Source organism: Nocardia takedensis NBRC 100417 (genome assembly GCF_000308695.1).
Lineage (GTDB): Bacteria > Actinomycetota > Actinomycetes > Mycobacteriales > Mycobacteriaceae > Nocardia > Nocardia takedensis.
Genome location: NZ_BAGG01000253.1, coordinates 1 through 16,945 on the forward strand (window position 1 = coordinate 1; position 16,945 = coordinate 16,945).

Annotated in this window: 7 protein-coding genes; 1 reads left to right on the top strand and 6 read right to left on the bottom strand. The window is 64.5% G+C overall.

What is annotated here, in order from left to right; all coding sequences use genetic code 11:
* Positions 1–212: 212 nt before the first annotated feature.
* On the top strand, positions 213–2,351 hold the full coding sequence (locus ON30_RS39770; protein WP_281004772.1) for a WD40 repeat domain-containing protein: 2,139 nt from the start codon (positions 213–215) through the stop codon (positions 2,349–2,351).
* A 549-nt stretch (positions 2,352–2,900) separates the two neighbouring features.
* Here ON30_RS39770 and ON30_RS36615 read toward each other — a convergent pair.
* The 6 genes from ON30_RS36615 to ON30_RS39775 all read right to left on the bottom strand — a co-directional run bounded on the left by ON30_RS36615 (position 2,901) and on the right by ON30_RS39775 (position 16,152).
* Complete coding sequence (locus ON30_RS36615; protein ID WP_051030204.1) at positions 2,901–4,577, bottom strand: arabinofuranosyltransferase AftB family protein; 1,677 nt, start codon at positions 4,575–4,577, stop codon at positions 2,901–2,903.
* A 96-nt stretch (positions 4,578–4,673) separates the two neighbouring features.
* On the bottom strand, positions 4,674–5,423 hold the full coding sequence (locus ON30_RS30790; RefSeq protein ID WP_157183965.1) for a hypothetical protein: 750 nt from the start codon (positions 5,421–5,423) through the stop codon (positions 4,674–4,676).
* Positions 5,420–9,205, bottom strand: coding sequence for an NB-ARC domain-containing protein (locus ON30_RS36620; RefSeq protein ID WP_083911819.1), 3,786 nt, complete (start codon positions 9,203–9,205; stop codon positions 5,420–5,422). Before ON30_RS36620 ends, ON30_RS30790 begins: the two co-directional genes overlap by 4 nt.
* 930 nt (positions 9,206–10,135) lie before the next feature.
* Positions 10,136–12,694 (bottom strand): toll/interleukin-1 receptor domain-containing protein, encoded by a 2,559-nt coding sequence (locus ON30_RS30800; RefSeq protein ID WP_083911820.1) that lies wholly within the window; start codon positions 12,692–12,694, stop codon positions 10,136–10,138.
* A complete protein-coding gene (locus tag ON30_RS30805) occupies positions 12,687–15,374 on the bottom strand; it encodes a WD40 repeat domain-containing protein (RefSeq protein WP_040713218.1) in 2,688 nt (895 codons plus the stop codon). Before ON30_RS30805 ends, ON30_RS30800 begins: the two co-directional genes overlap by 8 nt.
* Positions 15,375–15,585: 211 nt before the next feature.
* Entirely contained in the window at positions 15,586–16,152 is a 567-nt protein-coding gene (locus ON30_RS39775) for a hypothetical protein (RefSeq protein ID WP_157183966.1), read from the bottom strand.
* Between the last annotated feature and the right edge of the window lie 793 nt (positions 16,153–16,945).

A 16,945-nucleotide genomic window follows, 5' to 3' on the forward strand; every position in this document is an offset into this window, starting at 1 on the left:
TGGATCAGTGTCCTCTCCTGGCCTCTATCAGGCCGAACAGGACCCTAATTCCGGGCGGACTCATCTACCGGGGGCGGCTCACCAGCCTCCGCAGAATCCGAGACACATATCACCCTGGAGCATCCGAGCTGGCATTTGCGTACGCGCTTCGGGCAGAGCAACGTGGATATCCTAGACACTCGGTAGCTCGGAGTAATCTCGACGGCGCTAATTTGACAAAATGGAATATCGGCGCAACCGGAAGTCGCCGACTGAATCTCCAGTTTCTATCACTTCAGAGAGCAGCGCTCCGCGGCACCACTTTCACCAATGTGAACCTTGGCGGTTCACGTCTTAACGACAGCGACCTCACACGTGCCGAGATAAGCGAGTCCCACTTGCAGCGGACACGGTTCGATGGCGCCGACCTGACTGCCACTGTCTTTAGACGATGCAATCTTGTCGACAGCACGAATGCAAATGCCACCATCTATCGAACACAGATATTACTCTGCGAACTCGACAGTCACCCGGACTGGCAAGCGCCAGAATTTCTCGTGGCGGCGTGCAGCATCGATGGATCACTAGCGCCCATTCCATCAAAGCCTCGGGACAAGAAGCTCACCATCTACCGTGGCCACACGGGGCCTGTTCATTGGGCGACGTATCTACAGAACGGTCGTCAACTTCTAACCATCGACTCCGACGGCGCGGCGCGGATTTGGGACGGACGTACCAGCGAGAACGTAATCACATTGCAAACCACCGGCAAGATCAGAACAGCTATCGAAAGCCCAGACAAGCGGCACGTTCTGTCCATCGACACCGACCATACCGCCCGGCTGTGGGACACATGTACCGGTGAGCACCTCACCCGCCTCAACGAGCCCGTAGAGACTGCAGCCTTTAGGCCCGATGGCAGGCACATTTTGATCATCGGCACCGACGGAAGTGCCCAGATCCTAGATCGCGACACTGGTATCCAAATCGGTACTCTCATCGGGCACACCACCCGGACCCGGTCCTGCGCATATAGCGCAAACAGCCGGTATGTAATTGCGATAGTTGGAGACCGAAGTCGCACCCCGCTCGAAAAGACCAACTGGACCGTACGAATCTGGGAAGCCCAGACGGGCAAGCAACTAAGCATTTACAATTTGGAAGATGAAGCCCGATATTGCTCGTTCAGCCCAGACGGAAGATTTGCGCTAGTGATAGAATCCGGCCATCGACTAAAGACATTGGAGGTTGACTCCCACGCGAACCTCAGCTTGTTCCTTGAACACTCCATTGCGGCCTCGTGGGCTACATTCAGTCCAGATGGCCAGACAGTCCTGGCTATCGGCCCGGACGGCACTGCCCGCACTGCGGACGCATACACCGGTGAACAGATGTCAGCATTTGTAGGCAAAGCCAGATCATGTAACTACAGCGATGACGGCAGATATATCCTCAGCGTTCTCGATGAGGATATAATGATCTGGGACACCAACACACGCCTGGCTGAGTATCCAGTTGATAATATCCACAGCCCGCGAATCAAAGGTAGCTTCGGCGAGACCGACAACGACATAGTAACCACCTGCAGCGATGGCACCGCAGCGAGCTGGAACTTGAGAACCGCCCGATTAGTCAGCACATTTGAGACACCATCCGAGAGTCACCGAGAAACTGCACCGCTCTTAAACGCCACGAAAGAGGCGGCTTCACAGATTCTCGATAGCTATAAGGGATCGGTGCGGTACTCGGTCAACAGCCCAGATGGTACCTCGATTCTCACAATAGACGCCGGTGGGTCCGTTCGAATTTGGAACTCACACACCGGCGAAAATCTAGTCAAACTGGATTGCCATGCACGATCCGCTCACTACAGCCCTGACAACAAAACTATCATCACGTACGGCAGCGACGCCTCCGCAGCGGTTTGGAACTCAAGTACTGGCGAACGCATTGCTACCCTTACCGGCCACAACGGCCGGGTGCTATCAGCGGCTTATGCACCCAACGGCCGGACTGTACTTACTGCCAGCGCCGATTCGACGGTTAGAATTTGGCGGGTAGATGGCGGAATTCCAATTATCACCCTAATCGGACATGGCGGCGAGGTCAACACGGGTTCCTATAGTCCCCGTGGGCATAAAATAATTACAACCAGCGACGACATGACCGTTCGGATTTGGGATTCCGCGACAGGCACCGAACTGCTTCGAATCACCGCACTTCCACTCGGTAACCATATCGTTCATCGGGGCAACCGACTGGTGGCAGCCTCGCCCGACGCCTGGCGTTACATCGGTTGGTCCCATATTATCGACGGAGTACGTAGCAGGCTTCCCGCCGAGACGTTCGGTCCACTGCCACCGCTATGTTGAGGTCCTTCCTTTCTGAGAGCAACACCTTGTCGACAGGCCCGGGGCGGCTGCACGGATTGGTGACATCGCGGTCTGCCCAACCGGATAGGTTCCAATTTTCAATACCGATTCAATGTGGGTTCTGTCTTGTATTTCGTGTTTGACCGGTTCGGTTTGCGCAATCGTCGCCAGCAGCCGAGAGCAGCACGGGCTTTCGGCAGGAAGAGGGATGAGCGGGATGCCGCAGGCGTAAGCATGGCCCGCGCCGCCGCGGGCGGCTTCGGGACTGCAGTCTCGGTCCGTGTGCGTCGGGTCGCGCGGCTGTAATCTGCCTTAGGAGACGATGCGCCGATCGAGCAACTCACCCAACGCGAGCTTTACAATGGCCGTCGGTACCTGCCACACGGTCCGGGGGGATGAGATGGGGCAATGCCCAGATGGTAATGATCGTCGCTTCGTCCGGATGGCCTACCTGGTCCCCGATCGACCTGTTCATCGTAGTCGACCACGCCATCCCAGCCGAATTCCGTTGCCGTCGATCAAGATTCCAGAGTGGTCGTCATCACCTGCCTAGACAGTCGTGGTAGAGGGCGCGGGGTCCGACAGCGAGCCGATCACCAGACGGAGCCGGGTGAGAGAGAACGCTTGGCGCACATTGCGCCGTGCGCGCGCCAGGGTAATCGGCTCACTGATCGCAGCCACCAAGTGCGCTACGGCGGGCGTGCGCAGCAGCGCCCGCGCGGCCCGCAACCCGGCGCGTTCCTCGGGCAGAAGATCCGCTTCATCGGCGAGGCGAAGGCGTGCCAGGACCAGCGCGGGCGGCAGACGCTTCTGATGGCCAATTCGGGCGGCGGGGTCGGGCGGTATCCGGCTGCCGACCGCGTCACCAAGACCGAGTACGTCGATCACATGGACATCGGGTCCCGCCGCAGTCGAACCGAGACCAATGGTGATGGATTCCAGAAACACCCCCGATCCGGGCACCAGATCGTGTTCGCGACCGTCGATCCGCACTACGGCATCGGCGCCCTCGTCGGCAAGTCGCCGCGCGCGGGCGCCGGATCGGGCGCTGGCCACGCGGTGGTAGTCGTCGAGGACCACCGGATTCGAGTGCCCCGCCTCCCGGCACCACCACAGGCGTTCGTCGACAATATGCCGCCCGCGCGATACCGGATCATCGGCCGGTCGCAGGCGCACCGCGCACGCGAGCGCCCATCCGGTCACCGCGATGGGCACGGCGAACGTGACAGTCCGTGTGGGCAGTGTCGCTACCGACATGAAGAGTCCGAAGGTCGCGGGCAAGAGCAACCTGCCGTGCATAAAGTCCCCACCCAACCGCACGACATAGCAGGCATGCAGCAGCGCCGCGACGGCGGGCGCCCCGATCACGACCGCGAGCCGCCTGCGCTCGCCAGGACTCGACATGGCCACCCACTTGCCCGCCCATCCGGCGACAAGGGCGACGGGAACCGTCAGTCGGTAGGGTTTCGCGAAATCCTCCAGATACGCCTTACCGCGCCGCCAATCGCTACGGCCTGCCTCCTTCGCCAACGCGGTATTCGGGACCATCGTCGCGAAATACGCCATGCGGAAGAACTGGTAGGCGACGGGGAGCGCCACAGCGGCAGCGATCGTCCCCGCGTGCCCGAATCTTCCGGAGCTGCCCACCGCCGTGCGGGAGATCAGGAAGGCAGCGCTGAACAACGTGAGATCGGGTCTGATCAGCGGCCCAAGGCCCAGCAGCACCGCCAACGGGATATCGGCACCGTATACCGGACTTGAACCGGTGTGAGAGTGGTCCGCTGATCGCCTTGCGAGCAGCCACTGACAGCAACCCAGCCAGCCGAAGGTGACTCCCGTCTCCAATCCTGATGTGGTGAAATCCCACAGCGGCGGCAGCGCTGACAGTATGAGCGCACCCGCAGGCCACGGTCGACCTGCGCCCGAGGAGCCGACCAGTCGTGCCGAGGCGGCGGTCGCCGCAGCCAGGCCGACCACCGACAAACCCATCCCGGCGCCGAGCGCCAGCCGCTCCAACGGAATTCGCCGTCCGAGAGTCGCGTCGAGAACGACCAGCGTGGCGGTCCACAGCGGGCTTGTCCCGGCTTCGACACGCTCGTTCGCGTTGAACGCGAACGGATTACGCGCCTTCCGAGTGATCGCGACGACCCGGAAATTGATGAACGCGTCCTCGGTGACCCAGCGCCGCCGCCATCCCGCCACGGCGAGCACGACCACGGGAACCATCAACTCCCACGCCCGCCGGCCCGCGCGTGCCCGATCTCCGTATCTCCCGAACAGCGCGGAGGGCAGTAGGACCGTTCTTCTCATGTCTTCCACCTGTCAGTCGTGCAGCAGATCTGGCCCCGGTTGTCCGCGGCGCGTCCATTCCTCGGGCACATACGGAATTCGGACAACGCCGACCGTCGTCTGTGTGGCTACCACCACGTGCGCGGGGTGACTGTCGGCGGCGATCGTGCCTGAGTCGACGAGCATGCCGATGCCCGTGTCACCGTCGGACCGGTCTGCGAAGACCAGGTCGCCGGGGCGGGGCGGGGCCGAAAGAGGCACGGACGATACGCAGTTCGGATCGGCGGCGTCGAACGCAATCGGATATCGGCTGTCGACGGCCTGCTCCAGACACCATACGATCAGCCCGATGGCGTCGAAATGCCGACGACCGCGACAATCCTCGCCCCAGACGATGCGGCCCGGTCCGGTCTCGTCCGCGAGGTGACGGGGGCTGAAGAACTCGAAGAAGGGCTGCCATTCGTCCTGTGGTCGCGAGGCGAGCTCAGCGAGGTACACGAGCAGGTCGATGTCTGTGCGTCGAGCGACGCGCCCACCCGCGATGCCGCCCGCCCTCTGATCGAATCGCCCGGCGCATACCCGATCCGAGCACATTGCCGTGAAGACGGCCGGAACGGCGGGATCGGTGCGCGGCGGCGCGAGCGTCACCCCAGCCGGACGTGTTCGGGCGCCGTCGCTGCCGTTGGGACGCGCGCCCCACGCGCCCGACAGGACATGGGCATGATCCGCCACCTGTGCCAGCGCGAATTCCGCTGCTACACCAGCATATTGCTCCGCGTTCACGGCGTCGTCTCCGTTGTGTGGGGTTCCTCGACCGTCAGGACGATCCAGCGAGTCGCCATCCCGACCGCGATGCGTTCGGACCACCACGCGATGGTGAACAACCGATTGCCTACACCGATACCGCACAGTGGCGCGGCCGTGGCGGCGTCCCATAGGCGAACGGTCCTGTCCTCACCCGCCGTGGCGAGCCGCCGACCGTCGTGTGACCAGACCACCGACACCACCGCCTCGGAATGCGCCGTGAACGTCGGCCTGGCATCCGCTTCGGGCGTGGTCGGCGCGGAGTTCCACCCGGCGCGCCGCCAGACTCCCACCGTGCCGTTGCCCGCTCCCACCGCAAGCGCGCGGCTGTCGGGCGACCACGCGACCGAGGCCACCCGGCCGAGGCCGCCACCGAGCACCACCGGCAGAGCGCCGGGGGTGCTCGGGTTCCAAATCCGAACCGTGCCGTCGTCCCCGCCGGAGGCGATCCAGAGGCCATCGGACGACCACGCCACCGACGAGACCCACCCCTCGTGACCGGTGAACACCGTCGGGGTGACATCCGGGGCGTAGATATCCCATACCCGGACGGTGCCGTCGTCTCCCACGGTCGCCAGCCGACGACCGTCCGGAGCCCACGCCGCCGACCGGATCAGACCGTCGTGACCGGTCAGCCGTACCGAGATCGCAGAAGTGCGCGCATCCCAGACCCGCACGATCCGATCGGCGCCGCCGATGGCCAACCGGCCGCCGTCTGGAGCCCACGCCACCACCCACACGCCACTGGTCAGGTCCGCGACTGCGACACCGGGCCGCTCGGGGCAATCAGGATTCCACAGACGGACGGCACCGTCCTCGGTGCCGGTGGCCAGCCACTGTCCGTCCGGTGACCAATGCACCGCCCAGACCCTGCGACCGTGATCGGGCGATGGGCGCGCGTCGCGATCGCGCACACTCGGATCCCAGACGCGCGCGGTCTCGTCCTGGCTGCCGGAGGCCAGTCGTCTGCCGTCGGGTGACCACGCCACCGACCACACGAAGTCCTCGTGACCGACCAAGACGGCAATCTCGGCACATGTATTCAGGTCCCAGATCCGGACCGTGCGGTCGGCGCCCCCGCTGACGACTCGACGCGAATCGGGAGACCACGCCACCGACCACACAAGACCCGCGTGTGCGGTGAGTACTGTCGGTGTAGCTTCGCTGGATGGCCACAACCGCACGCTGCGATCGCCTGCGGAGGCGATCCACAGCCCGTCCGGTGACCAGGCGACCGACCAGACCCAGCCGTCGTGTCCGATCAGCAGGTTGCCGGAGTCGCCAGTAGCGAAGGTGTCCCACAGCCTCACGGTGCGATCAGCGCCGCCCGAGGCGAGCCACCGCCCGTCCGGCGACCAGGCGACCGCCCACACACTGCCGGTATGCCCTTCGAGCGTTCGCGTCGCTCGCGCGGGGCGCTGGACCGCCCAGATCCTGAGCGCGCCTTCGCTGTCCGCGGTGACGACAGCTCGACCGTCGGGCGACCAGGCGACCGCCCACACGCTGCCGCTATGCCCGCCGAGTACGACTGGTGGTCGCCCCGGATCGTCCGGGTCCCACAGCCGGGCGGTCCCGTCGTCGGCTCCCGAGGCTAACTGCCGCCCGTCCGGCGACCACGCCACCGTGCGCACCCCCGCGTCATGACCGATCAGCGTGGTAGCGGGCAGGGCTGTGGCCGTGGTCGGCCAAGTGCGCACCGTGTTGTCCGCTCCTCCGCTGGCCAGTCTGGAGGAATCCGGCGACCACGCCACGCACCACACTCCGCCCCAGCGGGGCCACGGCACTCCGGCGGGTGCGTGGTGGCCGACGAACACCCGCTCAAGGGCGTCCGGTCGCGCCGCACCCGCGCCACGCAGGCGAACCGGCGGAAACATCGCGTCCAGCCGGTGCTCGGGATCCAGATCACCGCCGAGGCCCGCGAGGGTCAACGCTCGGTCCTCGAGTGTCGACACCGCACCGATCGCGTGGCTGATCAGGCGGAAGCGTTCCAGCGCCCGCGCTCCGGCGCGGAAGGTCGGCAGTGCGGCGAGCGCGCGGTCCAGGTCGGCTTCCGGAGCGTGGGGTCCGCCGCGATGGAAACGCCGCAGCAGCCACACCGGGTCGGTGACGACCTCCTGCAACTCCGCTACCTCACCCGCCGCGACGAGATGTTCGACCAGATGGTCGAACAGGTAGGGCTCCTCGTCCGGCAGACCACTCCACCGGCCCGATGTCACTCGCAGGTCCTGGTGCGCGGTCAGCAGCTGGCTGTGCGCGAGGGCGGAATCTGGCGTCCGCAGCAGGAGAAAGGCGCGCTGCTGATCGTGCAGCCGCACTCCGCCATCGAGGACCAGCAGACTGCGCTCTGCGAACACGGCGCAGAGTCGCTCGACGGCCGCGACGTCCAGTCCCGCGGTGTGATGCCAGAGCCGGGCGACGGTGGCCGTCGGCACCGTCGCGTCCTCGCCGAAGACGACCAGTTCGGCGTAACGACGCCGCTCGTCTGCCGACAGCGCGCTCCAGGCCACGTGCAGCGCGCGGAACTGGTTAGCGAAGCCGTCGTCGCCGTAGATGTCCCCCGCGGCACGCACCTCGGTCAGCGTCGCCTCCCACGATGCGCCGTGGGCGATGGTCGCGCCGACCATCGCCAGCGCGAGCACGCTTCCGCCGAGCACCTCGATCAGCTCGTCCGCCTCGACCGGCAAGGTGCCCATATAAAATGTTATCTGGGACAGAAACTTTCGTGCCTCCAGCAGTTCGAGGCGCTCGACCAGGAAAGCCGGTACGCGCAGCCGGGCCAATACGAGCGCGTGCCTGGTAGTGAGCACAGTACGTCCGCGGCTGCCGGTGACGAGGAGCGCTTCCGCAGCGGCAGCGGACCAGACGTCATCGATGATCACCAACACCCGCTTGTCCGCGAGCGCCTCGCTCAGCGTGGCCCGACCGTCGACCTCGGTGCGGAAGTTGGCCGCCATGCCGAGCGCGCGCGCCAGAACCACTTGCGCGGCCACGGGATCGGGGCGCTCGCCGAGTACGATCCAGTGGACTCCGTCCGGGAAAGCGCCCCGAACGCCGGGATCACGTGCGAGCGCAGTCGCCAGAACGGTCTTGCCCATTCCACCCGCACCGCACACGCCTGTCGTCCGCGGGCGCGCGGATTCGTCGCCGTCCGCAAGCACCGTCGCGCGAAGGGCGGCGAGTTCGGCCCCGCGCACGAAGTGGTTGATCGGCAATTCGGGCACATCGAACAGCCGACCTGCCCGATCGGAGGTCGCCAGCGGCCAGGTCCGCGACGGGGATGTTTCGACCCTCGCCCAGTCCGGCGGGTTCGACAGTCTCGGCAGACCGAGGAAATCCGGGGTCTGCTGCGCGAGATCAGTGAGAACCGCCGCGAGATCATCGGGTCTCTGCGACAGTGCCAGTTCCGTGGAGCCGAGGAATTGCAGTTCGGCGACGGCAGGCACGCTCCGCCATGGACAGGGACCGACGTAGATCGGCGCCACCCGACCACACGCCAGCAGCCGTGGAAGTTCCTCTCGCATGATGAATTCTGAGGTCAGCGAGTGCTCGCTGACGAGCAGCAGGCCCGCCACCGCGCGCGAGAGGGACTCATCGATCTGATCGCGCCATGTCCCCGCGACCATGGTCTGATCCCACCAGATTTGGTAGCCACGCTCCCCCAGGACGAGCCCGAGCATCAACACCAGACGGCGGCACAGTTCCTTGTCCTCGTGCGCATAGGACACGAAAACCAAAGGGCTGTCCGAACGTTCGATGCTCACCGTCGCATAGTAAAGCTACCCGATGCCAACGGCACGGCGTATTCGGCGTGTTCGACCTTGGGTGCACGACGATGCGGTGAGCCGGTGCTCAAGCCGACTCGGCGTGAGGGTCGAAGGCGGAGCCCGGAATGCGACGTGTCGGGTTGGCAGACTCCGCCCCGGCTGGATTTCCGTTATTGCTGCGGGGTGTGGGGATGCATGTCTGGACTGGCCGGTATCGCTCAAAGGTACTCACCTGTGCTCTTCTCGGTTCGGGTTCGTGCATGGCCAGGCAGACCGAGTGGGGTTGCTCGTCGTTACGGCAAGCTCAGTCATCGCGCACCGCCAGACCCCGGCCGGCACAGTCGGTCACGCCGAGTCATCGCCGACGGCTCGCACGTGCGGGCGAAAAAAAAGGGGGCGCCGACACCGGCCCGCCGCCGGTCGACCGCGCCAAGACCGGCTCCAAGCATCACGTCCTGACCTGTGGCAACGGCCTACCCCTCGCTTCGCCTTCCCGGGCGCCAACGTCAACGACCACCTACTCCTGCCGGAACTGCGCGATCGTGTCGAGCCCCTGCGTGGACGACCCGGCCGATCCCGCCACCGGATTCGAAACCTGATCGCCGACAAAGGCTACGACTATCCCCGCGTGTACGAAGGACCTGCGACAACGACACATCACCGCCTACATACCCCGCCGCGGAACCCGCGACAAGGTCACCACAGGCCGCTGGATCGTCGAGCAATCCCTCGCATTGCTCCACCAGTACCGACGCCTGGCCGTCCGCTGGGAACGCCGCACCGACATCCACCGAGAATTCCTCGACCTTGCCGCCGCCCTGATCTGCTGGCGACGACTCTGCAACCGAGCCCCGATAAGCGCTCTTTCACTTCAGTACTTCGCGGCCGGCCGGGCGGCCGGGAGGACGGTGGCAAGGTGTCTGCACCCTACAGCGTGGGAAGGGGGATATACACGCGACTCGCGTCTTTGTCCTCCGTCGAATCGTGTGGTCGTATTCCGAGCAATGACCTGGTCATTGAGTCGAACATGACGGCGGTGATGCTTGTCACGGTGGGTGGAATCCGATCGCGGAGCGCGAGAGTCTCGGTGTCGTAGACGGCTATTCCATTGCGCGGTGAAGTGACCACCGTGACTGGGCCGAATATCTCGGCCTGTTTGGGAGCGTCGCCGACGAATGTGGTCGCCTGCACCGCGAAGTCCGAGTTCATCAGGCGCGCGATGCCGTCGGCACCGGTAACGAGGATCTTTCCGGTGGTCGGGGTGAACGCAGCGAACGTTACCGATCCAGGTGGCATGTGTTCACCCCAGAACCTCGGTGTTGAAGGCGATTTTACGTCGATGAGAGCGACTTGCCCTGCGGTCGTGGTCACGACGACGGTGCCGCCATCTGGGGAGATGTCGCCGTCTATCAGGTGGTTGTCGTCCGCGAGCCAGTCGGCGTGGATCGTGCGCACGGCGCCGTCGGTGCCGAGTAGAGTCACCGCGTTCGTAGCTGTGATGACGAAGGTCTTCGCATCCGAACCCGCGCGGGTCCCTCGGATAGTCATACCGTCCATCGGAACGGCCAGTGTCGTCGCTCCGTTCCCGTCGATCCGCAACATTCCATTGTCGGCGCCGATGACGGCGGTATCGTCGATTACGGAGGCCAGTGGGGAGAGCAGTGTCTTGCTTTCGACATGGCCGGTCACTGCATTGTTGGAGAGATCGACGACGTCGCCGTCGGCGCGGATTCCGAATTCACTTCGGCCGATCTTCGCCAGCGCGTGGATCTTCTCCGCGTCTTCGTATTCGATGCGCGCACCGGGCATGATGTAGAGCCAGCCATCGGGTGTGATGACTGCCGCGCGTGAACCGGTCGTGTCCAGCGCGGTGACGTACCGATTGGCGCCCCACGGGATGTAGGGCCGTTTCGCGCCCGCGAAGGTCATCAGATCGGTCATGGCCGGGCCTGTCGCCCATGCCGAGGAATCGGAGTTGCATACGTGGCGGTTGAGTCCGAGCGCGGCCCGGTCGACGGTGACGCCTGTCGCGGTCACCGCGAAACTCGCTTCCCATATCGTCTTCTTCGGGATCAAGCCGAAGACGTTGTCACCGCAGCGAGTGACGCTCGCTCCCGAAGACGTCGACTCCATCTCGGTCTCCGGCACGATTTCGATCGCCGCGGTCTCCTGGATGCCGCTGTCGGTGTACTTCGCGGTGTGCAGTTTCCCTCGGCCGTCGGTGTAGTCGAGTATCCGTTGCCGCGCGTCGACCGTCATCGCCGTCGGCCTGGCGGGAAGTCGAAACTCGACGGCCTCGTCGATATCGGCGAATGCCGCGCGATTCAGTAGTGCGCCGCCATCCCACGGTGTCGAGTACCAGATATCAGTCCCGTCTCCGGTGGCGACCAACTCGACGTTGCCGATGACCTGTCGGGTCGTTCCAGAGGCGAAGTCGGCGACATTCAGGTCGCCATCAGTGAAGGCGACGGTGCGACCGGAGGCCGACACGGCGATCGACTTGATCCTGGTGTCCTCGTCGAGAGTGATCGAGCCGAGCTGTCGACCCGTTCGGGCATCGAACTGCTGCAGTGCTGTGCGCGAGTACGCGACGATGACCGGCGCGTCCGGCGCCCAAGCCGCTCCGACGTATTCGCGACGATCGACGGCGAACGTGCGGAGCCTGCGGTCGTTGGCGGTCGCGATCTCGAGCGCTTCGACGGCCGCTGGAGTGTCGGAGTGGGCGACGGCCTCGTTCGCGAGTCCGAGTGACCGACCCGAGTCGACTTCATCGAGCGATCGGGATGCCAGGTTCAGCGACTGGGAGAAGTTCGCCGATCGGGTGGCGGCGTCGCGCTGGGCGACCGCGACGGTCCAAGCGATCGCACCGACGACCGCGAGTACCGCCAGGATCGCGGTCGCCGTTGTCGCACCCTGCCACAGCCGTCGTCGTGCGCGGCGGGCATGGTGCATGACGGCGACCGCAGTGTTTTTCAGCGTCTCATCGACCGAGATGCCGGCGGCGGGCGCGTCGGCGGACAGGACGATCTCGGCGTCTTCGGCCTCGGAGCGTCGAAGCAGCCTCTCGACCAGCGACCTCGATTGGATATCGTTCGATCGCGCCAAGGCGACAATTCTGGTGTGGGCGCCGGTGACGCGGCGACGTGCGACGAGTTCTGTGGCATGTGCGACGACCGGTCCCGATCCGGGGACGTGGAATGCGGTCCACTTTCCCCACTGCAGAAGAAACTCGAATTCTTTCCGGCAGTATGGCGAAGCCCGCCACCGCGGCGTATCAAGTACGATCACCAGATCCGCGGCCGCGAACTCGCTCTGAATTACCTCCCAATGCTGCTGTCCCACCGGAAGATTGACGGCTTCAGCGGTGCGGGAGTATTCGCCGGTTTCGTCCATCCACACCGAGTAGCCCGCCGTACGCAATTCCTCGCGGACCGCTTCGGCCGTCTCCCGATCCGCATGAGAGTACGAGATAGCGATATCAGCCATTCCCCTGTCCTCCGTTCAGGCTGAATGCCGTGAATTCTTCGGTGGTCGCCGCGCGCGGGAGACGGATGCCGGTGGACTGTCCGCCAGCGAAGTCGAGTGTGCGGACCGTGCCGATCTCGGTGACGAACACCAGGCCCGCGGCATTGTCGGTGAAGGCGACATCGGTGACGAGTGCGCGTCCTCGAGCAGGTTCACCGAACACCACAGTGCCTCGTCGGATGTCGAGAACTATTACCCCGGAGTGCGTCATGACGGAGACGAGTCCGTTCTCTGGCGCACTACGAACGGCGAACGGTTTCATCTGCCTACCGATCGCACCGACGATTCGAGTCTTTCCGTCGCGCAGTTCGACCAACTCGCCTCCCGTTGTCACCAGCATCAGATGATCCTGGTCGAGGTATTCACCCGCCGCGATCGTGCGGTCGCCGGCACCCAACTCGATCGGGCCCGGCACATTCTGCTCGGCGCCGAGCGCGTCACGGAGCTTACCGTTGGCGGTCACGACCGTCACCTTCCCGTCCGGTGCCGCACCGAGGACGACCGGCGCGCTCGCAGGGTCGTAATCGTGGCTGTCTACGGTGGAATTCGACATATGCCACGCCGACACGGCCTTTTCGTCCGCGATCACGACCGTCGCGCCGTCGTCGCTGATCGCCGCCAATCCGGCCTTGCCCGTACCGATCGCCATGGGGAGGGGTTTACCCCGGAGTTCCCTTTTTCCGGCCTCGCCCCAGAACTGGTCTCGATCGTCGAAGGAATAGACCCGAACACGATCCTTACCCACCACGACGATGTACTTGCCGTTGCCGGAGAGGAACACATCGGTGTTCAGCCCCGAGAAGAAGTAACGCTTCTCGGAGCCGGACAACGTCGCACGCTCGAAGACTCGCGCGTATCCCGGCACCAGTGTCACCGCGTACCGATCGTCGACGGTATGCCGAATCTGGTTTCGTGCGGAAGCGATCGGGTCGATGTCGACGAAAGCGTCGGTCATCCGCGCGCTCGGGTCGATCATGCCCGCGGCGGTCGGCTTGCCGAGCTGATCCGAATCAGGTGCGTCCCATACACGGAGGAACTGATCCAGCGCCACGGTCACCACCTGTCCGCTGCGCAGTCTGTCCACCCGTACCTGCCCTGCGGTGTGCGCGCGGACAAGTTGGGTGTAATTCCGATTACCGTGTGTGGGTGACACGACGCTCAACTCTCCCGCTTGGTGACCGACTGCAGCGAAAAGTCCGTCGAGGGTGATGATTTCCCGTGCGGGGAGTTCATACCCGTCGGAGGAACTCTCCTCGGCGGTCTCCCCCAGCGTGAGTACCGTCAGGTCGCCTCCGTCCGGAACGGCCAGTACATGGTCGCCGTCATCGTTCATCTGGAATTCGGTCACACCCTGTGCTTCGATCGCGCCACGGATCGCGAAGGTGCGCCCGTCGACGAACAGAACCGACGTATCGGTGGCGACCGCGAGGTGGTCGCCGTTGGGGCTGCGACTCGCGCTCTTGACGGCGGCGCCCTCGGCTACCGTTAGGAGTTCGTGCACGGCACCGGTTTTTACGTCGATCCGCAGCAGTCTTGGTCCGCGAGCCACCAGCAGCTGGGCGTCGTCCCACCATCCGAGCATCCGATCATCGGGTGTGCGCCACCGATCCGGCTCCACGAGACGGGCCCCGGAATCGACGTCGAAGACCTTGATCGGGCCCGGCAGGCGTTCGGTGGTCGCGAGCATCGAACCGTTGGGGCTCATGCGGCCGTCGCCACCGCCGCGTTCACCGTCTTCGTGATAGTCGAAGGCGCCGAGCAGTCGTCCACCCGCCGATTCGTATACCCGGACAGTGGTGTCGTAGTAGGCGGTGACCGCGATGCGGTCCGAGGTCTGCGCGGCGTCGACGTCGCGGGGAATGTAGTCGAGCCGGTGGGAGGTGTGCGGCCAGGTCGCCGACGCGACTGCGGCCGCTGCACCCCGAACAACGTCGGTATCGGCGTAGCGGATCGCCCGGTCGATCAGAATACTCGGCAGGTCCGGGTCGGCGCCGATGAGTCGTAATGCATCACGGCTCAGCCGATCCGCGGTGGCGATCGCGTCGGCACGCTCGGCCGCAGTGCGCGCATGCTGCGCGTCGACCGTGCGAAACGCGGCGAAGGCAATGAGGACGACCAGCGCCGTGGCGACGCAGGCGATCGTTGTTCCCCACCGCCGTCGACGTTTCGCCAAAGCCGTCGAACTCTCGGCGACATATGCGCGCACGGTCGCCAGATGCGGCGAGGACTCGGCCGGAGTGGACTGCAACAGCCGTAGCGCGTCAGGCAGTGTCGAATCACGAAGCAGCGAAGTGCTCGCGGTCGCGCGTGACTCGCTCCATTTGATCGCGTCGTCGGTGAGTCGATTCCATGCGACGATGTCTTGGCCGCCGTGCAGCGCGACGGTCGCGATACGGCGGGCGGTGTCGCTCACACCGACCCCGCGGACCAAGCTCTGACTCAGTTCTTCGAAAAACGGTGCGGCACCGTGAAGAAACGAGACCGGAAGTACGTCGCGGTACGGCTGTGCCCGCGCGCGTAAGGTGTCGTCGTCGGTCTCACGCACCATCGCCTCGGTGATGAGAACGACGAGCGGAACCTCGTCGGGAGGGTCGTCCACCGGTTCGGCGATTCGGAGCCCTTCGGATTCCAGCGCGTCCAATAGGTCTCGGATCTCGGCGAGATCTTCTGTGCGATACAGGACATCTATCCGTCGTCGCGCGGAGGGCTTGGCCGTCGTCGCGCGCAGGGTCTGATCCACAGGGCGATCCTGGCAGAGATGCCGCGCGGTCGCTCGGGTATTGCGGTACTCGAAAGGACTGTGGCGGTGCCTGTGTCGCGTTGCGGACGTCGCTTGTTCTCGAGGATTTCCGTTATCGCCGCCGACACTCCGGACAGGTTCGGCGGGAAGCTATGTGCGTGCGACGGTTCGGGTGTCGGCGCACCTGCGGGCCTGGTGTCTTGCTCGCCCCCCGCAGCGCCTTCTCCAAAGTGTCCCGGTATTCGGGATGAGTGTCCGACTTCTTACGTAGACGCAAGATCGTAGCCAGTGTCGATTCGGTCTCTGTCGGACCGTACGGGCTGGCCAGCGCGTCATCGAGCGCGATTACTTCGGCGCGCAGATGGTTACGGCAGCTTGCCAGTTCGATCATCGTCGCGTGATCCCAATAGTCGGTGCTTCCTCGTATTGACACGCATCCGGTCGCATGCTCGACCATGGGCAACTGGTCTGCCCTCACCGTCGGGTTCCAGTCGTGGTGGCCAACCAGCCGCGTTGATGGGTCTCCTGTCAGAGTAGTTCGTACTCGATCGAAGCGCGGCAGCATGGGGGCTGAGTGGCGGCGTCGATGATTGTAGAAGATCTCCATGCAGTAGAAGATCGCGTTGACCAGCTCGAGACGGTAGTTCCTTATCTTGCCGTCGAGGAGTTCGACCTGCATCCGGGCCAGAACGATTCGATCATGGCGTTGTCGTGTCCGTCGCCGACGGGACCGAACAACTGTGGTAGTACGGCCGAGTGAATCATGTCACCGAAACCCCTGAGGTGCATCGACTTCTGCGTTCCACGAGCAGGTTCTCGTCGAGTGCGGGGCTGCGGTTGCGGAATGTCTTTCCAGGGCGTAGACGCCGGGGATGACGGCTTGACGGGAGTCGACGGTCCAGCCCACGATCCTGCGACTGAACACCTCCAGACCGCAGCGCAGCAGACATGGCACTTCCTTACGTGCTGTGGACGGAGGTGATGGAGTTCGCCCTGACCAGATCGCTTGCGGTTGCCACGCTGCGGATCTTGCCCCGCACTGAGGCCGGTACCCGCAGATACCGGTTGATGTCACGAGCACCGATTCGGTGCAAGAGCAGACCCCGATGCCCATCTCCGTCGTCTGTTCGGCGTCATTCCTGCTGTAGCCAAATTGGTGCTGTGGGCGGCGACACGGACTTCGCGGATCAGCCAGGTCAGCCACTGTCTCCGCAACTGCCGGGCGAGGTCGGGCTTATTCGGCTATGTCGTAGTTCCGCCGCGTGATGTCAAGCACGGGAGCCCGCGGCGGTCGATCGGCGCTGCAACTGTGGTGATGACCTGACCCCGTTGGTTCGGTCCAAGTCACCTGGACCGATCAGCGGGGTCCCGTGATAGGCGAGTGACACGTGGGTCAGCCTTAAAAGAAGACCGGCGGTTGCAGCCGGCGTGGAACCCAACCTGCGAGGTGGACCAGATGTCATCTGCCCGTA